This is a genomic window from Tatumella terrea, from assembly GCF_039523755.1.
GTDB lineage: Bacteria > Pseudomonadota > Gammaproteobacteria > Enterobacterales > Enterobacteriaceae > Tatumella > Tatumella terrea.
In genome coordinates, this window is the sequence record NZ_BAAAFX010000002.1 from 126762 (window position 1) to 149207 (window position 22446).

The following is a 22446-nucleotide window of genomic DNA, read 5'->3' on the forward strand; positions in this document are numbered from 1 at the left end:
TCCTGTTTTGCCACCAGAGTCTTGGCGATTACTGATATTCAATAGAGAAGTCAGTGGTCGCGTTAGCTGCACCGCTTGGCGTAGCGGTGGCGAATGCGTGGTATCTGGCCGCCAGTTTGATATTTAATGCGCCGGTAGAGTCAGTTGCCTGGAATGGGACTGCGCTACTGGTATCACCGATAGTATAAGCTGCGCCGCTTGCTAAATCTGTAATTTTAATACCTACAGAAGACGATGGATCGGTAGTGGTACCGGTCGGAGTCAGTTTCAGTAAGGTAGGGAAGCCAGAGACGGCGGTACCATCAAAACGGACTTTGATTGAACCGGTCGCGCACTTGGTCAGGTCGATTTCAAAAGGACGTGGACCCGCTTCCTGGTTAGCCGTGGAAAGTGCTGAACTTGAATAGTTCCCCATGGCAACGGTAATCGTTTTGTTTGTGGCGTTAGTTACAGAACAGCCTGACTGCGTGATGTTTCCGGTAAAGGAAACGGTTCCATCCGCAGCAAATGTCTGAACTGATGCCAGAGTTAAGGTCAGAGCTGCAATTGGTAACAGAACTTTTTTCATTTTACTACCCCATGACTGATTAAAAATAATTATGAAATGTAAGGCGGAGTTCCTCAGAGAACCGATAAAGGCTCTGCCATTCTGATAACCAGCCTTGAGGGCAAACACATCAGGGAGCATCTCCGTGAAAAAAATATATCACTTCAGATGTTCTTCATTGATAGATGGTGGTAATGGATAAATGTTCTTTGATAGTTAAAGATGCGTTTACTTTTAGCTGTGAATGAACGTTAATTTTTTAACATATGTCGCTAAATATTTTTACAATTTGCAGGGCATAGCACCGCAGGCAAATATCTTGCTGAAATACTGAATGTTATTGCTTTTCCTCTGCCGGCATCCGTCCGGAGATCATTTCCCTCCCGCTTCGGGGGGAAAAGATGAAATAAAACGAGGGGCGACAGTGAGATCTGAAAAAAAAAATCAGATTGAGGTGAAAATTTTTATCAGAGAAGGGAAAAGGGAGAGAAATGCTTCACGAGTATAAGGCGTGGAGACGTAAATTCACCTGAAACAGCCCCCGGTAACGGGGGCTGTAAAATCACTTCAGGGTAAAGGTATAAGACCCGGTAGTTCTGTGACCATCGACAGACAGTGCATGCCAGGCTACCTGATATTTTCCCGCGGACAGCGGCGTATCAAGCGGGAGCACCAGCGTATTTTTCCCCTGGCTGCTGAGTGAAGCCTTACCGGTACTGACCGTTTTATCGCCCTGATGTGTCAAAGTGGCGCCACTGAAGGACGGCTCCAGATCTTCCGAAAAATGCAGGGTTAACTGTGCAGGTGCGACGGTGATCTGGCTCTGTGGTGCCGGTTCGGCGGAAGTCAGGTGCGCATGGGCCAGTACGGCCGTGCTGGTCAACGCAGAGACAAGCAGGGTTGCTGCGACGGTCAACGTTTTTACTGAAAAAGACATGGTTAATTTCCTTGTAATAATCTCAGCGTGTTCCGGAGCCTGATGACGGGAGCGACATCAAAGGGGTGACTCCGGAACCCGTATGCTGCTTTTGCAGGGAAAATCCCTGGTCTGCCGGTAGTCCCTGAACAAGCGCAGGGCATCTGGCTGTGAAGGGGTTTCCGGCAGGCAAACACTTCCCCCGACGCCGGAACCCGGCCTTAACGGTGACCGGTCCCGGAGATTTTTCGGGGGATGGCGTATCAGCCTGCTACTGACAAGAAGGAGGCGCCCGTGGCTGCAGTTCACCGGCAAAAAAAAGACCGGCAGGCATCGGTAACGTCCGGCGCACTCTGGCCGGTGGTCGTAACAAGGCTAACCCGCAGAGACTGAACTGAACGACTAACAGCAGTGGCATGTGCACAAGCAGAGCGCAATACCCACAAACGGCGGTCTCCATTCCGTTGCCCTGTGTATGAGGCGTTACCGTGGCTGCCGTAGCGGAAGTGATATCTCCGTCCGGCATAGTGTGCATATTTCCGCTGGCGAGGGCGGGCGGCAGATGAGCTGGCTGAGACTGCAGATGACGGGACAGATCGGGCGCAATAAACATCATCAGTATTGCCAGTAAGGCAATCACTGCAGGAGATTTAGCCTGTGAGAAGCGGATAATAAATGCCAAAAGAAGTCATCCATCATTGACCAGTCGCGCTATTGTAATAACTTTTCCGCAGGCATGTTAATTATTATTCCTTTTAATTTACATTATCTTAGCACTTGCATTGCACGAAAAGTCATTAGGGGCATCCCTGTCCTGCCTCCGGCTGAGATCCTCCCGATAACCTGATGTCCCGGTAGCGGGGGACGCACTGTCTGGTCTGGTCCGTGACGCTTTCCCGGGGTTCCCTGCACTCTGGCGTAAACGTTGCAGATAACCGTCTGACGGACGTCGTACATTATATTTCAGGTATCGTCAGACACAGAGCCAGCGGCTTTGGCGTGCCGCGGCCTGCATCATCCCGGTTGTGACAGAAAACAGGGTCCAGGGCTGGCCGACTCTTTACCCTTCCTGCCGCTGGGGATAACGGGCAATCAGATGTGCTCTGTCCTGCAAAATGGTGGCAGCAGATAACTCGCTTACTCAGGCAGCCGCCGGAACCTCGCTGATCACCTCACTTTCAATGACTCACCGTCCGCGCGGGGTATCGCTGCCGCCTTCGGAAAAACGGAGGCGCGGTGGCTTTATCCGCAGCGGTCCCCGGCTATTTTCTGCTGGCAAAACGAATCAGATATGGGATTCTCCTGAATAAGCCGCGCTTTCGTCCGTCGGCGCAGGCGCAGGCGCAGCGACGGGGCGGGTCCGGCGGGGCAGGATCAGGTTAAGCAGAATCGCCAGCATACCTCCGCTGGTAACCGCACTCTGGAACATATTGCGTATCATCGCAGGGAAGGCCTTCAGCACCTCCGGTTGCGATTCAATCCCCAGCCCGACGCCAAAAGCAATGGCAATAATTAACATGCCCCGGCTATCAATGGGTTCACGGGTCATGATCCGGATCCCGGCAGCAACGACATTACCGAACATGACCAGCGTGGCACCGCCGAGGACAGGTTTGGGTAACTGCTCCAGTACATGGCTGAACATAGGAAAGAGCCCCAGCAGCACAAAAATACCGCCAATCCAGAAACCGGCATAGCGACTGGCGACCTGGGTCATCTGGATGACACCGTTGTTCTGGGCAAAGGTGGTGTTCGGAAACGATGAAAATGTCGCCGCCAGCAGACAGCTCACGCCATCCCCCAGGATGCCGCCTTGAATACGTTTTTCGAATTCCGGACCTTCAACCGGTTGTTTTGACAACATACAGTTCGCCGTCAGATCCCCGACGGCCTCGATAATAGAGATAAGCGAGACCAGAGCCACCGGAATAAACAGAGACGGTGTAAAGTCCAGACCGAACCGGAAAGGGATCGGCTGGGTCATCAGTGATCCCGGAGTGCTGAATTGCGGGTGAAAAGTGCCGGTAAGCCAGGCTACCAGACTGCCGGCCACAATACCGGTGACAATGCCGGAAAGCCGCAGCCAGGGGGAGCGACTGCAATTCATCAGTACAATCACCAGCACCGTCAGGGCACCGAGCCCCAGGTTTGCGGGGGAACCAAAGTCGGCCGCACCGAAACCGCCGCCCCAGTCACTGATACTGACGTTAATCAGACTGATACCGATCAGGACAATGACACTGCCGGTGACCAGCGGGGTCAGTAAACGTGAAAACGTATGAATAAACCGGCTGACAATCAGCGGGATGATCGCCGCCGCCAGATTGCAGCCAAAGATCATCGCTAACATCTGTTCAGGGCTGGCCCCCTGGCCCTTGAGCATTAATCCGCCAGAGATAATGACTCCCAGAAAGGCAAAGCTGGTGCCCTGCAGGCAGATCATACCGGCACCTATCGAGAAAAAGCGACCTGCCTGCACCAGGGTGCCCAGGCCTGAGGCGAAGAGCGACATACTGATAAGCCAGGGCAGGTATGAATTCAGCCCGAGTGTGGAGCCGATGATCAATGGCGGAGTAATGACACCCACAATGCTGGCCAGCATATGCTGGATGGCAGCAAACAGTGCAGGCACTGCCGGGATCTTCTCATTCAGGCCATACAACAGCTCGGTATCATGCTTATCATTCATCGGGTGCACTCCGGGAAGAAACAAAAGTTTTATTTCTCAAGCAATATTCAGGCCATATCACGGGGGAGTGAGCCTCTCCGCTCAGGGGATTCCTTTCAACGTATCGAAATTAAAGGGAATTAACCCGCAGAGGTTGAACAGGAAGGTAACAGGATGCCCACGAGACTCTGGAACGATTGTCTCAGGATCCTCCGCCGGATGACCCTTTTTTGTGCAACCACCGTGGTAACTTAACGCCGCAGTGCATGAGGGGAAACGGAAATCGCCGTTCTGACGGACAGGAGAAAGCGATCAGACCGATGACTGACCGCAGTACAGAAATATTGCTTCTGCTGAATGTAAATTTGCCAGAGGAAAATCTGTGACGGTCAGCGGCAGGAAAACCCTGGCAGCAGTATCGAAGGGAAATCCTTCAGAGCGTTGTGCTATGCACTTGGCGGTCTGGCTGGCAGTGGCGGGTGAGTCAGGCAGGGGAGTATCGTGCTCAGACTGCGGGGGAGGCTCTGTTGACAGGGCGGCCGGGGGGAAGGTGCCCGGAGAAAGCACGACACTGACGAAAAAACACCCCCTCCGGACGAGGGGGCAGAGGGATTAGTAATGAATAACCGTACGGATAGATTTGCCTTCGTGCATCAGGTCAAAGGCTTCATTAATCTTGTTCAGTCCCATGGTATGAGTGACAAACGGTGCCAGTTCAATATCACCTTTCATCGCGTCTTCTACCATACCCGGTAACTGAGAGCGGCCTTTCACGCCACCGAACGCTGAGCCTTTCCAGACACGACCGGTCACCAGCTGGAACGGACGGGTAGAAATTTCCTGACCGGCTCCGGCAACCCCGATAATGACCGACTGACCCCAGCCACGGTGCGCACTTTCCAGCGCAGCGCGCATCACATTGACATTACCGATACATTCAAAGGTGTGATCAACACCCCATTTGGTCAGTTCAACGATGACCTGCTGGATAGGTTTATCGTAGTCGTTCGGGTTCAGGAAGTCCGTCGCACCAAACTGTTTAGCCAGTTCGAATTTTTCCGGGTTGGTATCAATGGCAAAGATGCGGCCGGCTTTTGCCTGACGGGCCCCCTGAACCACTGCAAGACCAATGCCTCCCAGTCCGAAAACGGCGACAGAATCGCCAGGCTGAACTTTTGCTGTGTTATGAACGGCACCGATACCGGTAGTCACGCCGCAGCCTAACAGACAGACCTGTTCAGGGTTCGCTTCCGGGTTAATTTTTGCCAGTGAGACTTCTGATACTACCGTGTATTCACTGAAGGTTGAGCAGCCCATATAGTGGTAGAGAGGCTGTCCCTGATAGGAAAAACGGGATGTGCCGTCCGGCATGACACCTTTCCCCTGCGTTTCACGGACAGCGACGCACAGGTTAGTTTTGCCGGACTTACAGAAGTCACACTCCCCGCATTCCGCCGTGTACAGTGGGATCACATGGTCACCCACCTCGACACTGGTCACACCTTCTCCCAGTTCGACGACCACACCCGCCCCTTCATGGCCCAGTACCACAGGGAACAGCCCTTCAGGGTCATTACCGGACAGGGTAAATGCATCGGTATGGCAGACACCGCTATGGGTAATTTTAATCAGCACTTCACCTTTTTTGGGGGGAGCGACATCGATTTCTACAATTTCCAGGGGTTTGCCCGGGCCAAAGGCGACGGCAGCACGTGATTTCATAACATTATTCCTGTGACTGAGGGCAGATACGGCTATTTAAGGTAAGCGCGAACCAGCCCGATGGTATCGTTAACTGACGTATTGAGTGACCGGCTATCGGTCTCAGTACCGTCAAAGGTTTCTCTGATATGGCTTTCCAGCACTTCGGCCATCAGTCCATTGACTGCGCCCCGCACGGCGGCGATTTGCTGCAGAATAGCCCGACACTCTTCCCCTTCATCCAGTGCTCTTTCCAGGGCATCGATTTGCCCGCGGATACGCCGGACCCGGGTCAGGGTCTTCTTTTTTGCTTCCGGAGTGGATGGCATGTTGAATACTCTCACTGAGATTACCGGCACAAATATACTATATGGGAGTATAGTATGTGAAGTGTGATCCGTAATTTTTCCTTCTGTTTTGGTCCCTGAAAGTGTAGGTGTCTGATAAATCAGGAATGAAAAATAATCTTTACCAGGATGCTTCGTCAGTCGACCTGCACCGGATTCATCCGGAAAAACTCAGTAAAATGATATATGATTTTTAACTGGGCGGGGCGGGGGGATCACAGGAATAAAAATTTAAGGAAGTCGTCCGAAGCAGCGTTGATACCGTGAACGTTTAAATAATAATTTTATTTTTTATGATGCTGTTGTCTGCATATTATTAAAGCAAAGCCCGGTGGGGGATTACGGGCTTTACCTGAATTATCGTAGCTCTTTAGAAAAGGCCATTAAATTACAGAATAAACATCCTGTTCTGAAAATTAACTTTCCTGCTCAGTATGATTTACGGAGATTTCAATATCCTGAATAACCGATTCCAGTTCATCAAGCAGTTTGCCTTGCTGGTTTAATAACGTGTCAATACGTTGTGCAAATTTCTTATTCTTATACTCACCGGCATCGAAGGCCAGCCATTGTGCTGACAAGGTTTCACTGTTTGTCTGTGCATAATGACGCATTTCTTTTAGCTGTGACGTAACGTCCTGCAGAAATTCCACCTGTGTTTTCTGAACCTGATGATCACTCATTGATGCACCTCTGTTTTAATGATGAATAATGATTCACTATTAAGCGTAGCAGGGAGTTTTTCGTTATCATTAAGAATATTCGTATAACCCGAAAAATATAATAAATCACGTGATCATTAGTGCTTGATAATATCTTAACGTTAAGCGTGGCATCATTATTATTGGATGGGGGGTGGTGAGGCTAATCAGCAGTGCTGATGCCGGGGATGTGATATTTCCTGGCGACTCACAGGTAATGGCAGCGTGTAAATCAATAGTCTCTGTTTAATATGTTCTGACGTTTATTCTTCTGCTGTGGACATGATATGGCAAAAGGGTACCAGAGGCCGGGCACAGACTTATTATCTTTTTTGCATATGGTCAGAAATATTAGTTGGTAGAGCCAGTAGATCGGCAATGGCATGATGCTCTGAGTTCCCAGTGGCAGGCCAGGCTTATGACATCTACAGACAAAATACGGTTACCGGTGATCGATCTCTCTCTGCTGCAGGGTGACCCCTGCCAGCAGAAACAGTTGTCTGAGCAATTACGAAAAGCAGCACGGGACATCGGTTTCTTCTATCTCCGCGGACACGGAATTTCTGACGATCTCATCCGGACTGTACAGCAAATAGCACGGCGTTTTTTTGAGTTACCTGAAGCCGATAAACTGACGGTCAGGATGGCGAATTCCCCTCATTTTCGCGGATATAACCGTGCCGGAGTAGAAATCACCCGTGGACACCCCGATTACCGTGAACAATTTGATATCGGCGCTGAACGGGTTGCCGTAAATACTCCCGACGGACCGGCATGGCAGCGACTGCAGGGGCCAAACCAGTGGCCAGTGATGTTACCGGCCTTAAGAGATGTGCTGACCCGCTGGCAGCATGAAATGACCGCAGTCGCCCTGAAATTATTACGCGCTCTGGCCGTGTCGTTATCGCTGCCGGAGCAGGCATTTGATGCGTTGTACGGTTCCCTGCCGAACGAGCATATTAAGCTCATCCGTTACCCCGGACAGCCGGTAACCGCTTCCGGACAGGGAGTGGGCGCACACAAGGATTCCGGATTTCTGACCTTATTGTTACAGGATCAGCAGGGGGGATTACAGGTTGAAGTCTCTCCGGGGGCCTGGACGGACGTCACCCCTATGGCCGGGACCTTTGTGGTCAATATCGGCGAATTACTCGAACTGGCCACTAACGGGTATCTGCGTGCCACCGTACATCGTGTTGTTTCACCCGCAGAGGCCCGGGAAAGGTTGTCGGTCGCCTTTTTCCTGGGAGCACAACTGGATACCACGGTACCGGTTTACCCGCTTCCCGATGCGCTGGCACAACAGGCCAGGGGAGCTGCCAGTGACCCTCTGAACCCACTGTTACGGGATGTCGGCTGGAATTACCTGAAAGGTCGTCTGCGCTCACATCCGGAAGTCGCTAAACGCTTTTATCCCGAATTTAACACTGAATAACTTTTGTCTGTCAGGAGAGTGCCAACAATGATCAAAAAAACCAGTATCACGCTTGCCGGGTTAGCTTTACTGCTGTCCCAAAACCTGTACGCCGCGCCTTTACGGGTGGCTGCGGATCCGGTTCCTCACGCCGAAATACTGGCTTATGTGAAAAAAATTGATCCGAAATTAGATCTGAGCATTGTTCAGATGAGTGGCGGAGGGATTAACCCGAATGAATTACTGGCCTCCGGCGATGTGGATGCTAACTATTTTCAGCACCTTCCTTATCTGAAAGATCAGGAAAAAGCACTGGGGAAAAAATTTGCGGTGGTGGCGGCTGTTCATATCGAACCGCTGGGGATCTACTCTCATAAGTATAAATCCCTGGCGGAACTTCCGGTCGGCGCCACCATCGCTGTTCCTGATAACGCTTCTAACCTCAGCCGTGCGCTGCGGTTGTTGCAGGATAAGGGAGTGCTGAAACTTAACGCCACCGGTGACAGCACATCAACCCTGCTGACACAGGCCGATATTATTGATAACACGAAGAAAATTAAAATTATCCCGGTAGACTCACCGCAGATCCCTCGCTCACTGGATGACGTGGATGCGGCGGTCATCAATGGTAATTATGCGCTGGAAGCCGGGCTTGTACCTGCCCGGGATGCGCTGGGATTGGAATCGGCGAAAAATAATCCCTATGCCAATCTGCTGGTCACCCGTCCGGAACTGGTGAATGACCCGCGAATTCAGGAACTGGCAAAAGATCTGACCTCACCTCAGGTCGCCGAATTTATCAGAAAAACGTACCAGGGATCGGTGATCCCGGTGGCGGGTCCATCGCATGATTAGTTTTCAACAGGTCACCAAACACTATCCCGGTGCAGACCAGCCTGCGCTGAATAATGTGTCGCTGGAGATCGGCAAGGGGACGATTTTTGGCATTCTCGGACGCAGTGGTGCCGGTAAAAGCACACTATTGCGGTGTATCAATCGCCTGGAATCTCCCGGCTCGGGACGTGTGCTGATTGACGGGCAGGATATTGCGGCGTTCAGCCCGACCGCCCTGCGGCAGTATCGGCAGCAGACGGGGATGGTGTTTCAGCATTTTAATCTGCTTCATTCTCGTACGGTCAGTCAGAATATTGAACTGGCTCTGAAGATTGCCGGGATGGATAAGGTGAGGCGGAAACAGCGGGTCACAGAGTTATTGCAACTGGTAGGGTTGGAAGACTTTGCCGGCAGCTGGCCTGCGCGTCTTTCCGGGGGACAAAAACAGCGGGTGGGGATTGCCCGTGCGCTGGCCGCCAACCCCGGATATCTGCTGTGTGACGAGGCAACCAGTGCGCTCGATCAGGAAACTACCTGCTCGGTACTGGATCTGCTGGCGGAAATTCATCGAAAACTGAATATCACTATCGTGCTGATCACCCATGAATTAATGGTCGTTAAACGCATCTGTCACGAGGTGGCGTTACTGGAACAGGGGGTATTGCAGGAGAGCGGTTCGCTGCCGCAGATCATGGCGCGCCCTGACGGAAAACTCCGTCACCTGTTATTGCAGGACGGTGAAACGGATCGGGCATTCCGTGCCAGATACCTCAGTGAGGGAGAAACGAGATGCGTAGCGTAGACTGGCAGCAGTTTCAGGCGCTGATGCTTAGCGGTACCTGGGAAACGGTCTATATGGTGATGGTGGCTGCGCTGTTTACGGTCGCGATCGGCTTACCGGTCGGGGTCCTGCTGTTTCTGACCCGTCAGCACGGGCTGCTGGCGAATCGTTTTATTTCTCTGCTGCTTAACTGGATAGTCAATATTGGCCGGGCCTTACCGTTTATTATTTTACTTATTGCAGTGATACCGGTGACACGCTTTATTGTCGGAACCACTCTGGGGACGACTGCCGCGATCGTGCCGGTAACCCTGGGGGCTTTTCCTTTTTTTGCGCGGATTGTGGAAAATGCCTTAGCCGACGTCGATGCCGGGCCTGTTGAAGCGGTCGAATCGATGGGCGGAAATCTCTGGCATATTGTCAGCCGTGTTCTGTTGCCTGAGGCGCTGCCTGCGCTGGTTGCAGGGATCACACTGACCATCGTGATGCTGATCGGTTTTTCAGCCATGGCAGGGGTTGTCGGAGGCGGGGGACTCGGTGATCTTGCTATCCGGTATGGGTATCAGCGTTTCGATCATAATATCATGGCAGGGACGGTTGTTATGCTGCTGCTGATGGTCCTGGGAGTGCAGAAAGTCGGAGATTCCGCGGTACGGTTTCTGGCTCGCTGGCGCTGATGCCTGACTCAGTGACCAGGGCATGCTGGTTCTGCCGGGCAGCAGGATAGGGTGCCAGGTACACGTTGGTCCCGTTCCGATCACCACAAGGTAAAATGATGCCCGGCGCCTGAAGACCACCGGTTGACTGACGGTAACAGCCCATGGCTGAGTCTGCCTGTCTCCTGACTCGCGCCGATGTATATCATCGCGAGCGACAGAATAAAGACTGTCCTGCAATAAGCGTTCTGTTGTACAGTGGTATCAGGAGTAACACTACGTAAATAACTCACGGGGAACTTATGATCAGACTGACAGGCCGGCTGATAGCGAAAACAGCGGAGGATTCTGCGATTATTCGTCGTTATCTTCCGGAACATCAACGATTATCACGTGCAGAGGATGGATGTCTGCTGTTTGAAGTGGTTGAAAGTGACGATCCGTTGATCTGGCAGGTGGAAGAGCTGTATACGGATCAGCGGTCGTTCGACGGTCATCAGACCAGAACACGCAACTCTGAGTGGTGGGAGAAAACAGCTGCTATTTCAAGAGAATACAGTATCCATGAAGAATCTGACATCCCGGTGACTCCGGCGCTCTGATATAACGGTGTCACTGCCTCTCATCTGACAGGCCATTGGCCTCTCAGATGAGCTTACCCCGCTGTGCTGTATTACTGCCATTCCCCTTACGCCCCGCAGTTGTTGTCCGTCAGGCGATTTCTCCCGTTACCAGAGGGGCTGCGGGCAGACAAAACCGTGACATCTTCGTCGTATCTGCTTTACAAAACAGTGGGTTGCATAGCATATTGGTGTAAAGCATCAACGTAAATCGGGGCGGACGGTGCAAAGTATCGGCCCGTCTGACGGTATTATTGGCTGCAAAACGTCGCAAAATCACTATGAATATAAAAATCAGAAGTACAGAGGCAGGAGATGCGGCGCGGTACCTGACGATCGCTTGTCAGCAAAGTGTTCAGGAAAATACCCTGGCGATGCCCTGTCAGTCACTGAATGACTGGAATGAACGATTAGCCGGTAACGGCCGTGATGGGATTTATCATTTTGCTGCCGAAGCGGACGGAGAATTAGCCGGCATTATTACTGTGCGTAATCCTCAGCATCCCCGGCTCAGGCACACCACGAATCTGGGCATGTTTGTTGATGAAAAGCATACAGGTAAAGGCGTAGGTTCTGCATTAATTGAATTTGCTCTCCGGTATTCTTTTCACTGGCTGGGGGCGGTCAAAGTTGAACTGGAAGTTTTTACCGATAACCAGCCGGCCATCGGGTTATATAAAAAATATGGATTCCGGGAAGAAGGGGTCAGAACGAAGTCTGCGCTGAGAAACGGCCAGTATGTCAATGTCCTGATGATGGGACTGGAAGTTCAGGAGGCCGGGGGCCTGTCGGTAAGTGGTCACGAGTGATCTGTCAGTAAGCTGTTTCATCGGGCGGTTATGCCATGCGGGGAAGAGCCGTACACCCAACCATAGACACAGGATTCGACATTACAGCGGGTGCGCCAGGGTGATAAGGCTGCATGCCTCAGGGGGCCGGGACGGACCCGGCTTCAAATCATCTGCTGGTCTCCCTGCTTACAGCTTATCCTGCGGGCGCCGCTTTACCGATGTGCCTTCTAAGACCTTTCTGCCGGGGCTGTAGCAAAACAGACGTTATGCCCTGACGATAAACGATGCCGGGGCAGGGCGGATCCCTCTGAGGTACAGGCCGGTACGACAACCGAAAATACCGGAAACCCCTGTCCGCCGGGAGATCCATGTTCGGCTCCGCCTGTTTTCTTTTGCCGGCGCCGGCTGAGCAGACAACTTCTGACGGCTAACTTCTTACGGCTAACCCCTAACCCCTAACCCCTAACCCCTAACCCCTAACTCCTAACTCCTAACTCCTAACTCCTAACTCCTAACTCCTAACTCCTAACTCCTAACCCCTAACCCCTAACCCCTTCAGTGTTGCTGGCACTACGAAAGAGGATGATGTTCTGTGTCACGCTGAACATAAATGGCCCTGTGTTATGATCCTGTTTACTGTCAAAGGGATAATATCATTATGGGGTGGGTTTTCAGGGCCGCCCTCAGGTGAACACGAAGTGTCATAGATAATGATTATTATTTTACCTGGTAAAGGTATCTTATTGAAAAATCGCAGCACGCTGGTTTACTTTTTTCGGTCAATAATGTTGCAGTGATCTGCAGATATTGGGTAAATCATCCCATTATTGTAACAGAAGATTCAGGATGTTTGCTTTACGCAGTAATACTGCGGGTGTTATGATTCTGTTTTTCCTGGTATTTGTTTCCGGTAACGAGAGCGGGAACTTTCCATTCTGACCTGATGTCAAATCCTCATCTTAATAACTATTTTTAGTACCAGGGGTGTGAGGATTACTCGATGTTTCTACAGGAACTTATTGAAAATGAGATGTAATTCAGCAGTGATGACTAAGATGTCTTTAGCCGCTTTCCTGTTACTGTTATTAACCAGCGTCACTTTTTTTGTTGATGGAAAGTTAAGCAGGTATTTTTTTTATTTTTGTGGCTATGTTTCTGTTCCGGGGTTTATCTTATTTACTTTCAGTCAGGGAATAAAGAAAAGTCTTAATAATCTTTCTCTGCCTTTCCTGATCATGGGAGTCTTATTTCTTCTCTGGTCATTGTGGTGCGCTGTTTCCGGTGAGGGCGATTATCTGCTTTATACGCCGGCAAAAAGAATGATTCTTTCCTTCTTTATTATCAGCTTTATCTTATCGACCTACCGAAACGCATTATTCTCAAAAGAGAAGCTGCAACGTTATGCCTTAGTTGCCCTATGGATAACTTTCCTGGCAGCGTCACTGTCAGGTATTCATCAGGCGCTGAACTCCAGCGACAGAGTTCTGTTAGGGATTGACCGGCCTACAATGAGTGCTTATGCCTATTCTTTTGTTTCTCTGACGTTAATGATGGCGCTGGCCTATGATAAAAACCGGTTGAGAAAAAATATTACTTTTTTCTGTACGATTATTATTTCTACTTACGTTATTTTCCATACCCAGACCCGCGCGGCGATGGGGATTCATACTTTTCTTATCGCAGTGATTACTTTTCATCTTTTCCAGGTAAAGAAGGAACCCCTGTCCTGTCTGGCTTCGTTACTGCTTCTTGCTATTTCTGTCTCATCTAACCACCATATTATTGATCATCGCACCGATGAAGCTATCAGGGATGTTCAGTTCTATAAAAACGATAATGACCGTACATCGCTCGGCGCCCGATTCAGTATGTGGAAAGTCGGATTACTCTCGTTTGAGCAACGTCCGTTTGGTGAGACACTCCATCAAAGAAACGATTTTATACGCGGCTACCTGCGCTCATCCGGAGAGGAAGACTCGGATGTGAACAGATATCTGGATGTGCATTTGCATAATGAAGTGATTCAGTATTTATCAGTGTTTGGGATTTTCGGACTCCTGGTGCTGTTATATTTTTATTATGTATTTACCCTCGGGGTCAGAAAACAATTCGGTTTAATGAATGGTATCTCTGTACCAATGGTTGCAATGATATTTTACGGATTAACAGACGTACTCTTTATTGCTGATGAAATAATTTTACTCTCTTCAGTCGTCATAGTACTAAGTGCTGTCATTATGTCAGGTAAAGAGATATCCCGGATGAGGGGGGACTAATGAACCCTGTATTAAGTATTGTTGTCACTGCACACAATGCAGAAAAGACATTAGAGCGCACGCTGGACAGTATCGTGAAGGCTATCTCTCCGGGGGAGGACGCCTGCGAGATTGTTATTATCAATGATGCCTCTGAAGATGGGACATCCCGTATTATCAGCGAGTTCGCGGCTAAAAATGTCGCATCCACCCGCTACTATGAAGTCAGTTTCCGCAATATCGGGCTGGTCAGGAATTTTGCGGTCCGCCATTGTCTCGGTGATTATATTACCATGGTCGATTCCGATGATATCGTCTCCGGACAGGCATTTTTTAACGCGCTGACGCTGTTAAAAGAAGAAGCACCGGATGTCTTTCTGACCCGCCTGCTGGAGTTGTATGAGGGGGATGAACCCCCGGCCGGGCCGGTTGTGTTCGAACCAAAAAGGATCAGCAGAGAGAAACTGATCAAAAAGTATCTGGTTCACAAAGAAATCCAGGCCCATTTTATTGGTCAGTTTATCCGTCGGGATCTCCTGTCAGCGATCCACTTCCCGGATTTCACCTGTTATGAGGATTCATTTACCTTTCCGGAGGTGATGGCAAATGCAGAGAAGATCCTGTATTCCCGTGTGGGCTTCTATCAGTACCTGAAGAACCATAACAGTCTGTCTAATTCCATGAGTGCAGAGAAGCTGGGCTGTCTGATTGAGGCCACAAAAAAACTCGATACGCTGTTTTATAAAGCCTATAAAAATCTGGTGATATGTCACTGGATAGACATCCTTGTCAGATACGGCGACCGGATTAAAGACACCGATACCCTGACATTGCTCAGAAAGCATATTGCACGGGTGAGCTATTTTTCATTTATTACCGACCCCGGGATTCGGGTGAGCTATAAACGAAAACTACTGACCCTCGACAGGGTCAGGCAGTAACGTGGCGGTCACAGAGTCTGTACTTTGTGGCCCTCACTGTATTCAGAGTGCCACGGGCGTCACGCTATGGCTGCCGGAAGCCAGCCCGCGGCACAGATAAGGCTCCGCGTGGCCGGATACCGTCAGCGGCCTCTGCGTCAATGATAAAGCGACGCACTGTGGCTGCAATGATTCTCAGCCTGAGGAGCTGACCCTGATTGCCGTGCCGCCTGACTGAGCTTATCAATACGGGCAATACCTCCCCGCGGATCATGGTGTACCCGCAACATCCTGTGATGATTCAATATTTCAAGTTCGTTAACCGTAATACTAAAACTCTGTGCCAGGGTTCGTTCATCCGGAACCTTCTTTCTCTGACGGCGTTCTTTAGTGAAAAAATGCTGGTTATATTTCGCCCACAGAATAAATATCGCGATATAGAGAAACGCAAAAAAACCGTAATACAGCAGGATCACCGGACCGGACGATGCCGGGGATGAACCGTCACTGATGTCCGGGAATAAGACGTAATATTCCCGATAAATCAGATAGATAAATCCTACCCAGGCGAGCAGGGTCAGTAAGGCATCCATCATACGCAGAACCGGCCGGGGTTCTGTAATAATAACAGGTTGTGGATTCATTTTGATGACCTCTCCAGTCCACGATCTGAGCCATTCCAGCGGGCGCGCTGGCGTTGACGTCTGAGCATCACTTTCGGGAAAGCGACAAGCGTGGTAAACAGGCTCAGCATCCAGTAAATCACCGGGAACCAGATCACCCAGAAAAGTGAGCGAAAGATATTCTTCTCATAACGGTGCTCAATCATCACACTGACCATAAACTGGATCAGGCATACGATAGCCAGTGTGAGTCCGGTAAAGTGCGGGGGAAAAATACTTTCTACCTGTAAGTTTTTCGGTAACGTAAAGACGAGCCCGAGCAGGAACAACAGAACGCTCATGGCGTAGGAAAAAGCCCACAAGGTGGAAAGCATAAACTCGGCGAAGAGTACCCACATCCGCTTATACTCCAGTGACCAGATATGCTTCATATTTTTAACAAAGACTTCCGCGCCCCCCTGAGCCCAGCGCAGACGCTGTCGCCATAAGCCCTTGATCGTCTCCGGCATCAGGATCCAGCATACCGCGCGGGGTTCAAAAAACACCGACCAGTGCTGTAGCTGTAACTTCCAGCTGATATCAATATCTTCGGTGATCATATCCGGACTCCAGTAACCCACCTCTTCCAGTGCGGTACGACGGAATGCGGTGATCACCCCGGAAACAGTGAAGACATGGCCATAGATCCGCTGGGTCCGTTTAATAAGCCCGATAATGGAAGAGAATTCACCGACCTGAATACGGCCGACCAAAGTGGAACGCGTTCTGATCCTGGGGTTACCGGTGACAGCGCCGACTCTGGGGTAGCGGATAAGCGGAGCCACCAGAAACGCGGCCATATCGGGCGCGGGCAACGCATCTCCGTCAATACAGACCAGAAAGTCGCTCCTTGCCGCTGCGGCGCCGGTCCGTAATGCGATAGCTTTTCCCTGGTTTTCTGCCAGATGGATGACCCTGAGTTGCAGATACTCAGAAGCGAGCTCATCCAGCACCTCCGCGGTATCATCGGATGAACCATCATTAATAGCGATAACCTCAATGTTCTGATAGTTCTGCTGCAGGGCGGCGGTAATGGTTTCTCTGACATTCGGACCCTCGTTATAGCAAGGGATCAGCATCGAGATAAGCGGCGGAGGCTCCTGACCGTTGCTGAGATCTTCCGGTATCGCGGACCAATGCCTTTCACGATGCAGCCAGAAATAGATCCCTCCGGTTATCCAGAGTGCTGCCATAAAAAGCGGCCACAGAAAAACAAAATTCAGCATGATTTCGCCGGTAAATGTGGCAGCAAATCCCAGCGGAAAACTCAGCACCAGGCAAAGAATAACGAAAGTAATAATGCGATCAGTCATGAGCAGGGTACCAGGCCGAGGAAATATAAGGTCGAATCACTGACATCCCGGGTTGATTACGCAAAAAGTTGTCCGGGTAATAGCCATAATTTTTTACGCCCAAAAGCTGTAGCTGTTTCATCCAGTCCGCCAGGGTCTGATCAGTGAGCGTTTGTTTCTGCGGAGGCTGACGCCAGTCAACGCTTTGCAACTCGATAATCGTTTTATCTTTAGCCCCGGGAATGGACTGGACTTTTTCCACCAGTCGCTGCAACCAGAGTGATTGCTGGTCAACCGGAATATTTTCCATCGCCGGCATGGCCATCGGTACCGTCCAGCGATAAGCCGCTAAAAATTGAGATAAATTTTGTGCATACCAGCTTTCACTTTGCGGATTCAGTACCGGTTCCGCGTAAATATTACGGGCAGATTCAATTTGCGGCCCGCGTATTGCTCTGACGGCCTGAAGCAGAGATAAGGTAAAGTCGGTCAGCGTGCGGCTTTTATATTCAGTCCAGCGTTGGAATTCGACCGGAGACTGACGGATGGCCGGAATATCCCGACCAAAACCAGCGTTCTGATAGGCGGCAAGTGCGGGCGGGCTGGCATCTTCATAATCTGAGAGCAGGGCATCATCGTGGAATAAAATACCGCTGAAAGAGGCATGTGCAGCGAGGTCCTGATAAATTTCGGTGATCTGTTGCCGTGCGGCCGGACTCCACGGAGACAGGCGCTGGTACTGATCCGCCTCCGTTTTTGCCAGTCCTTTTTTATCGGACCAGGCAGTGACCCGCGGGATCGTTTTATCTAAATCAAAGGACAGTACCGGCATCCAGGCATACACTTTGACATTCGCCCGGTTCTGAAGCTGCCATGAGACAAAATTAAATAAATCCGCACGGACCGGCAGGTGGCGGTTGGGGAAATAAAGGGAGCGGACCAGACCATCCCCTTTGGGGTCGGCGAAGGCCTGCAAAAAAACATGACTGACCCGCATGTCGTAGATCCGCTGGATCAATTGATCGATATTCTTTTGCTGCTGGGCCGGGTTCGGATCATAAATATAATCAAGATCGACCTGCACCATCCGGACGGCGGACTGGTTGCGGGTTTCCGAGATAGCCGATACAAAGCTTTGCAGTGAAGGGTTACCGGAGATCAGCACCCGCGGGATACTGTTCAGTCTGGCAGCATTCCCCAGCCCCTCAGACAGGGTAAAAGCCATTTTATAACCTTGCTGCTGAGCCAGACGAAAGCTCATGCCGCTTTCAGCCCCGTAAGGCCAGACCAGCACTTCGGGAGTCTTACCGGTTACCTGACGAATCTTACGGGTCACTTTATCAATATCGAGACTGATACGCTGTTGAAACTGAGCTTCAGTTTCATAGGTTTTAGTTTGCGGATGATAACGGCGGGTCGTCATGGCCGGCTCAAGGCTGCCTTCAGGATTGGCGGTTAACCCGAAATGTGCATCCCAGGTATGGGACCCGATGTCTACCAGTCCGGAGTCGCTGACTTCTTTCACCATCTGCCAGGTGGCGAATTTCTCCCGGGGTGTTTTCAGTCCGCCAAAGTCGATGGCTTTATCCGCAGGCGTACTGATCCAGCTCCCTACCGGAGCCCATAACGCCGGCCAGTTCCAGGCCTTAAGGAGTGGCCAGACGCGATCATAGAAACTCCGGTAACCGTCATCGAAACTCAGGAGTACAGCTTTCGGAGGAAGGGGGCGCTTATTGTCATGGGCATCAAGGATCTGCCGGATACTGACCGGATGGTAACCGTTATCGTGTAACCAGTTCATCTGTTCAATCAGTGCGCTGGTTCTGACGGCCAGATAGCGCTGATCCGCCCCGCCATCCTCCACATCATGGTAGGCAATCGTCAGAAAACTATTGGCAGGCCAGGGCTGTTGTGATTCGGGATGGCTACGTTCTGACGGTGGGGTAAATTGCACCGGCGCGGCAGTCGCACTACCGCCGAAGAGAGCACTGCTCACGGTGAGTAATAACAAAAACTTTTTAACGTTAATCATCCTTAAAACCTCAGAGTCATATCAAACTGTGCAGAAAGCGTATTTTCATACTGACCGTCCCAGGGCTGACGTCCCCAGGTCAGCATGGCACCTGTTTCAAAACGCTGATTCCATTGCACACGCTGCCCGTAGCCCAGACGGAGCAGGGTTCCGCGGCCGTAGTGGTCTTGCTGATAAACGCCGGCCCCGGCGACGATCTGCTGGGTCCATTCGGTGTCGTAGTGCTGATAAATCTGATGGTTTAAACTCAGTCCGGGAAGTACGGCCAGGTCTGCATCAGGGCTGTAATAGGCAACCTCCTGTTGACTGTTCCGGCTGGCGCTTACCTCCGGCGTAAAATCCAGACTGAAACGGGGGGCGGTCCATAACCGTTCTTTCCCTGCCAGCTGAAACTCCAGACGACGGTTGCCGTCAGAGAATTCGGAGGGCTGTAGTGAAAACTGATATTCACGTCGTTCATTCTGGTACCAGCGCAGGGCGAGGCCGGCACTGTTGGCAGTCACGTTATTCCGTCGGGCGCGCAGAGGAGCTTCGGTGGAGAAACGGGCGGCCTGTGCAGACAAACGCCAGTGATCATCAAAATCATGCCAGCCATACAGGCGAAAGCCGGTGCGCGACGGGACTTTTCCGGTCTGATGGTTTAGTTCCGCCTCCAGGTGATTATCCCGTCCCCGCCACTCCAGCCCCAGTAGCGGGGTTTGCGCGCGACCTTTTCCTTCTTCAAAACGGCTCTGTTCCGTCTGCACGCCGGTAAAGAGACGGTAGTTGGTGGCGATGGGCGGCGTATAGAGCCGTGCGCTGACGGTAAGGTCATGACTGCCGGTCACAGGGTTATCAGAATGCAAACCTTTCCCTGCCTCTGCCCGCAATTCCCAGAGGTGGTGCAACTGACGATACTGATCCAGCTGCCGGACGGCTGTGGCGCGTGGGGCACGGGAAAGGACATCATCGGTCAGGCTTTCCATCTGTGACCACTCCTGAAGGCTGCCGGCGTTGTAAGCCTGCGCGGTTTCCAGAGAAAGATTATCCGGGCTTAAACTTTCTGCCCGCTTAAGCACCTGTTCGGCATGACGATCCAGGCCGCGTGCAGAGAGGACTGTGGCATAACGGATGGCTAAATCCTGATTCCCCGGGGCACTTTCCGCCCTGCGGCGACTGGTGTTCAGAGCCGCGGGATAATCGCCGGTGGCTAACAGATAATCGATATTGAGCGCCTGCAGACTCAGCCAGGCATCGTTGGGCTCCTGCACGGGCAGTCCCCAGACATTTTTTTTCCATGGCGTATGGGCTGACTGCCTGGCCAGTAATTGTTCTGCGGCCGGATAATCGCGGTTTTCTGTCATCGAATAAAACAGTGTTTCTACCTGATCATCCGCGACCGGGTCCGGTAATATCCGCGGATATAAGGCCCTGGCATGGGCAGGTTGCTGGCGGGCAAGCAGGGCAGAAGCGACCCAGGGCTTCGCGTAATCCGGAATGGTGTGGCCCTGGCCGATGATTTCGCGGTAGTCGCGGATCACCTCGTCATATTGCTCCCGGGCCAGAAACGCACCCAGCCGGTCGATCCTGGCCCGTAATCGCTGCTCCCTCGCGGCGGGCAGGTCACGCCATGCGGTCAGTCGTTGGTGATAATACTGCAGTGCATAGTCTGCAGTCCGGAAACGTTTTTTTTCGTCAGAGGCAGGGATTAATGCATTACGCACCAGGCCGGCGGCATAATCGAGTTCTTTCTCCCGTAGGACTGCCGGCGGTAACGCGAGTTGTTCAGCATTTTGTAACGCAGGGAGCGCAAGGCGAGTCGCAGAGTACAGACCGGTCAGGTTTTTTTTGATCTCCGGATCCTCCGGCGCCAGTTGTTCTGCTTGAGTTGTGTAGAACAACGCATCATAAGGTTTTTGTTCACGGGTCCGGAGATACGCTAAGGCTAACGGGTACGGTATCTGAGAGGGCTGATGACGTAACAGCGAAGCGGTCTCTGCTGCTGAACGGTACTGACCGGCATCCGCTTCTGTCATTGATTTTGCTTTAAGGTAATCGGCATTACCCGGGGATTGACGCAGGGCGAGATCCCAGTAGTGAATTGCCCTCGCCCACTGTTTCCTGTTACGTTCGGCCGAAGCGATAGCCGCATAGGCACGGGCAGGGAGATCGCTGCGTAAAGAATATTTATCACGTATCTGTTGTACCAGAAGATCATTATTATTCCATCCGGCGACCTGCAGCCAGTCTGCAATTTCATTGGCCGTCAGTGTCCCTTGTGTGGAATATTCAGCCAGGTAGTTCAGGAGTTCGGTGGAATTACCTTCCCGGGCCTGAATGACCATTCTGTCATAATTATCAGCCTGGCCGGTCAGCGGAAAAAATAGCGGTAAAGAGCAAAGGTAAATCACCCGTTTTTTATTTTTTATCATCAGCAGTGCTGTTCGGATTTGACTATCCATCCTGGCTTTTTTCCCTGAAGTCGGCATACTCAGGTTGTCTCCGGATTATTTGTGAATGGCTATTAAAAGCCAGTCATATTCTCTTTTTATGCAGGCTGTCTGATTAGAAATAGTTTTATTGATAGGTGAAAACGATTATTTAATGTTTTTATAAATCCGGAAATACTTTTTTACTTTTGTAAAACAGTCGCTTATTCGGATTTTTTCAAACAGTAAATAAAGACATGACACTCCCTTCACCCGTCGGTTTCATTCCGGAAATTAAGACAACTCTTATCTGATGGCAGATAAATGATGTCATCGTAAATATTAAGCTGGCTATGTAGTTTTATTTAATATTGATCGGAGGTTAATCGTAAGAATAATACGTTCCGGTCAGGAGATAACAGAACGAAGGCGATAGGGGACTTTCAGCAGACAGAGCGTAATGACATCGCATAATAACAGGTTGCTATGGCGGTTGAACCGGAAATTCAGACCAGAGAGTCTTATTTTTTCCTGAACGTCATACCGGCGAATATCCCGGAAAAGGAAGGAAGATTGATAAATATTAATTACAGATACCAGAATTACTTACTGAATAATAAGACCGGGGGAATTCACGACTGTCGTACAAAACGGAAGCCCGAAAAACCGTATGTGACGCGGTCATTTATCGCCTGCCTGGCCCGCGCGGATCACTATCCGGCCGACAGACGGGGCCGGGTGAGGAGCCTGACAGGGGAACGCCTAAGTACCATGCTCCTGCGGAGAGACCTGTGAAGGGCGGACGGTTGCTTATCCTGCCCCACTTACCCCACGGGTATCCGCAGCGACCCCCGGGGATTCAGGATGCTCTGTCTATGCTCCCTGGCGTATAACGCTCCCT

19 protein-coding genes are annotated in these 22446 nt (G+C 51.1%); 8 read left to right on the plus strand and 11 right to left on the minus strand.

The genetic code is table 11. The features are described from left to right. Window positions 1–28 precede the first annotated feature (28 nt). The 7 genes from ABD035_RS00625 to ABD035_RS00655 form a co-directional block, all read right to left on the minus strand. Window positions 29–568, minus strand: coding sequence for a fimbrial protein (locus ABD035_RS00625; RefSeq protein ID WP_249213573.1), 540 nt, complete (start codon window positions 566–568; stop codon window positions 29–31). A gap of 541 nt (window positions 569–1109) precedes the next feature. Further along, window positions 1110–1484 (minus strand): copper homeostasis periplasmic binding protein CopC, encoded by a 375-nt coding sequence (copC, locus tag ABD035_RS00630; protein WP_343866859.1) that lies wholly within the window; start codon window positions 1482–1484, stop codon window positions 1110–1112. 250 nt (window positions 1485–1734) lie between these two features. Beyond that, a complete protein-coding gene (locus ABD035_RS00635) occupies window positions 1735–2145 on the minus strand; it encodes a DUF2946 domain-containing protein (RefSeq protein WP_343866861.1) in 411 nt (136 codons plus the stop codon). 603 nt (window positions 2146–2748) lie between these two features. Beyond that, window positions 2749–4152: a uracil-xanthine permease family protein gene (locus ABD035_RS00640; protein ID WP_343866863.1), complete on the minus strand. Its 1404-nt coding sequence runs from the start codon at window positions 4150–4152 to the stop codon at window positions 2749–2751. Window positions 4153–4743: 591 nt separating this feature from the next. Further along, a complete protein-coding gene (locus ABD035_RS00645; protein WP_212714126.1) occupies window positions 4744–5853 on the minus strand; it encodes an S-(hydroxymethyl)glutathione dehydrogenase/class III alcohol dehydrogenase in 1110 nt (369 codons plus the stop codon). 32 nt (window positions 5854–5885) lie between these two features. Next, window positions 5886–6161: a formaldehyde-responsive transcriptional repressor FrmR gene (gene frmR, locus ABD035_RS00650; protein WP_212714163.1), complete on the minus strand. Its 276-nt coding sequence runs from the start codon at window positions 6159–6161 to the stop codon at window positions 5886–5888. Between the two features lie 434 nt (window positions 6162–6595). Further along, a complete protein-coding gene (locus tag ABD035_RS00655) occupies window positions 6596–6862 on the minus strand; it encodes a hypothetical protein (RefSeq protein ID WP_343866865.1) in 267 nt (88 codons plus the stop codon). Between the two features lie 436 nt (window positions 6863–7298). On the opposite strand from ABD035_RS00655, the gene ABD035_RS00660 reads away from it, so the two are divergent. From ABD035_RS00660 to ABD035_RS00695, 8 genes are all read left to right on the plus strand, one after another. After that, window positions 7299–8315 (plus strand): isopenicillin N synthase family dioxygenase, encoded by a 1017-nt coding sequence (locus ABD035_RS00660; RefSeq protein ID WP_343866867.1) that lies wholly within the window; start codon window positions 7299–7301, stop codon window positions 8313–8315. A 27-nt stretch (window positions 8316–8342) separates the two neighbouring features. Then, window positions 8343–9149, plus strand: a complete 807-nt coding sequence (locus tag ABD035_RS00665; protein ID WP_212714129.1) for a MetQ/NlpA family ABC transporter substrate-binding protein — start codon at window positions 8343–8345, stop codon at window positions 9147–9149. Then, window positions 9142–9930, plus strand: a complete 789-nt coding sequence (locus ABD035_RS00670; RefSeq protein ID WP_343866869.1) for a methionine ABC transporter ATP-binding protein — start codon at window positions 9142–9144, stop codon at window positions 9928–9930. Before ABD035_RS00665 ends, ABD035_RS00670 begins: the two co-directional genes overlap by 8 nt. After that, on the plus strand, window positions 9918–10586 hold the full coding sequence (locus ABD035_RS00675; RefSeq protein WP_343866871.1) for a methionine ABC transporter permease: 669 nt from the start codon (window positions 9918–9920) through the stop codon (window positions 10584–10586). Before ABD035_RS00670 ends, ABD035_RS00675 begins: the two co-directional genes overlap by 13 nt. Before the next feature lie 281 nt (window positions 10587–10867). Beyond that, entirely contained in the window at window positions 10868–11167 is a 300-nt protein-coding gene (locus ABD035_RS00680) for a putative quinol monooxygenase (RefSeq protein WP_212714132.1), read from the plus strand. A 299-nt stretch (window positions 11168–11466) separates the two neighbouring features. Then, entirely contained in the window at window positions 11467–11994 is a 528-nt protein-coding gene (locus ABD035_RS00685) for a GNAT family N-acetyltransferase (protein WP_343866874.1), read from the plus strand. A gap of 1007 nt (window positions 11995–13001) precedes the next feature. Next, complete coding sequence (locus ABD035_RS00690; protein WP_343866876.1) at window positions 13002–14252, plus strand: O-antigen ligase family protein; 1251 nt, start codon at window positions 13002–13004, stop codon at window positions 14250–14252. Next, window positions 14252–15172, plus strand: coding sequence for a glycosyltransferase family 2 protein (locus ABD035_RS00695; RefSeq protein ID WP_343866878.1), 921 nt, complete (start codon window positions 14252–14254; stop codon window positions 15170–15172). The genes ABD035_RS00690 and ABD035_RS00695 overlap by 1 nt, the downstream gene beginning before the upstream one ends. Window positions 15173–15309: 137 nt before the next feature. Here ABD035_RS00695 and pgaD read toward each other — a convergent pair whose 3' ends face one another. From pgaD to pgaA, 4 genes are read right to left on the minus strand one after another with little or no spacing between them, the layout of a single operon-like run. After that, window positions 15310–15795 carry a poly-beta-1,6-N-acetyl-D-glucosamine biosynthesis protein PgaD gene (gene pgaD, locus ABD035_RS00700; protein ID WP_343866881.1) on the minus strand — a complete coding sequence of 162 codons (486 nt, stop codon included), beginning with the start codon at window positions 15793–15795 and terminating at the stop codon, window positions 15310–15312. Next, window positions 15792–17126, minus strand: a complete 1335-nt coding sequence (gene pgaC, locus ABD035_RS00705) for a poly-beta-1,6-N-acetyl-D-glucosamine synthase (protein WP_343866883.1) — start codon at window positions 17124–17126, stop codon at window positions 15792–15794. The genes pgaD and pgaC overlap by 4 nt, the downstream gene beginning before the upstream one ends. Continuing rightward, window positions 17119–19137, minus strand: coding sequence for a poly-beta-1,6-N-acetyl-D-glucosamine N-deacetylase PgaB (gene pgaB, locus ABD035_RS00710; protein WP_343866885.1), 2019 nt, complete (start codon window positions 19135–19137; stop codon window positions 17119–17121). The genes pgaC and pgaB overlap by 8 nt, the downstream gene beginning before the upstream one ends. Before the next feature lie 2 nt (window positions 19138–19139). Further along, the gene (gene pgaA / locus ABD035_RS00715) at window positions 19140–21578 is read right to left on the minus strand and encodes a poly-beta-1,6 N-acetyl-D-glucosamine export porin PgaA (RefSeq protein ID WP_343866887.1); all 2439 of its coding nucleotides are present in this window, start codon (window positions 21576–21578) and stop codon (window positions 19140–19142) included. Window positions 21579–22446: the final 868 nt, after the last annotated feature.

What these genes read in the sequence shown, in the direction of transcription:
- ABD035_RS00625 (WP_249213573.1), bottom strand. Translation starts at nt 568, where the DNA reads ATGAAAAAAGTTCTGTTACCAATTGCAGCTCTGACCTTAACTCTGGCA.
- copC (WP_343866859.1), bottom strand. Translation starts at nt 1,484, where the DNA reads ATGTCTTTTTCAGTAAAAACGTTGACCGTCGCAGCAACCCTGCTTGTC.
- ABD035_RS00640 (WP_343866863.1), bottom strand. Translation starts at nt 4,152, where the DNA reads ATGAATGATAAGCATGATACCGAGCTGTTGTATGGCCTGAATGAGAAG.
- ABD035_RS00645 (WP_212714126.1), bottom strand. Translation starts at nt 5,853, where the DNA reads ATGAAATCACGTGCTGCCGTCGCCTTTGGCCCGGGCAAACCCCTGGAA.
- frmR (WP_212714163.1), bottom strand. Translation starts at nt 6,161, where the DNA reads ATGCCATCCACTCCGGAAGCAAAAAAGAAGACCCTGACCCGGGTCCGG.
- ABD035_RS00655 (WP_343866865.1), bottom strand. Translation starts at nt 6,862, where the DNA reads ATGAGTGATCATCAGGTTCAGAAAACACAGGTGGAATTTCTGCAGGAC.
- ABD035_RS00660 (WP_343866867.1), top strand. Translation starts at nt 7,299, where the DNA reads ATGACATCTACAGACAAAATACGGTTACCGGTGATCGATCTCTCTCTG.
- ABD035_RS00665 (WP_212714129.1), top strand. Translation starts at nt 8,343, where the DNA reads ATGATCAAAAAAACCAGTATCACGCTTGCCGGGTTAGCTTTACTGCTG.
- ABD035_RS00670 (WP_343866869.1), top strand. Translation starts at nt 9,142, where the DNA reads ATGATTAGTTTTCAACAGGTCACCAAACACTATCCCGGTGCAGACCAG.
- ABD035_RS00675 (WP_343866871.1), top strand. Translation starts at nt 9,918, where the DNA reads ATGCGTAGCGTAGACTGGCAGCAGTTTCAGGCGCTGATGCTTAGCGGT.
- ABD035_RS00680 (WP_212714132.1), top strand. Translation starts at nt 10,868, where the DNA reads ATGATCAGACTGACAGGCCGGCTGATAGCGAAAACAGCGGAGGATTCT.
- ABD035_RS00685 (WP_343866874.1), top strand. Translation starts at nt 11,467, where the DNA reads ATGAATATAAAAATCAGAAGTACAGAGGCAGGAGATGCGGCGCGGTAC.
- ABD035_RS00690 (WP_343866876.1), top strand. Translation starts at nt 13,002, where the DNA reads ATGAGATGTAATTCAGCAGTGATGACTAAGATGTCTTTAGCCGCTTTC.
- ABD035_RS00695 (WP_343866878.1), top strand. Translation starts at nt 14,252, where the DNA reads ATGAACCCTGTATTAAGTATTGTTGTCACTGCACACAATGCAGAAAAG.
- pgaD (WP_343866881.1), bottom strand. Translation starts at nt 15,795, where the DNA reads ATGAATCCACAACCTGTTATTATTACAGAACCCCGGCCGGTTCTGCGT.
- pgaC (WP_343866883.1), bottom strand. Translation starts at nt 17,126, where the DNA reads ATGACTGATCGCATTATTACTTTCGTTATTCTTTGCCTGGTGCTGAGT.
- pgaB (WP_343866885.1), bottom strand. Translation starts at nt 19,137, where the DNA reads ATGATTAACGTTAAAAAGTTTTTGTTATTACTCACCGTGAGCAGTGCT.
- pgaA (WP_343866887.1), bottom strand. Translation starts at nt 21,578, where the DNA reads ATGGATAGTCAAATCCGAACAGCACTGCTGATGATAAAAAATAAAAAA.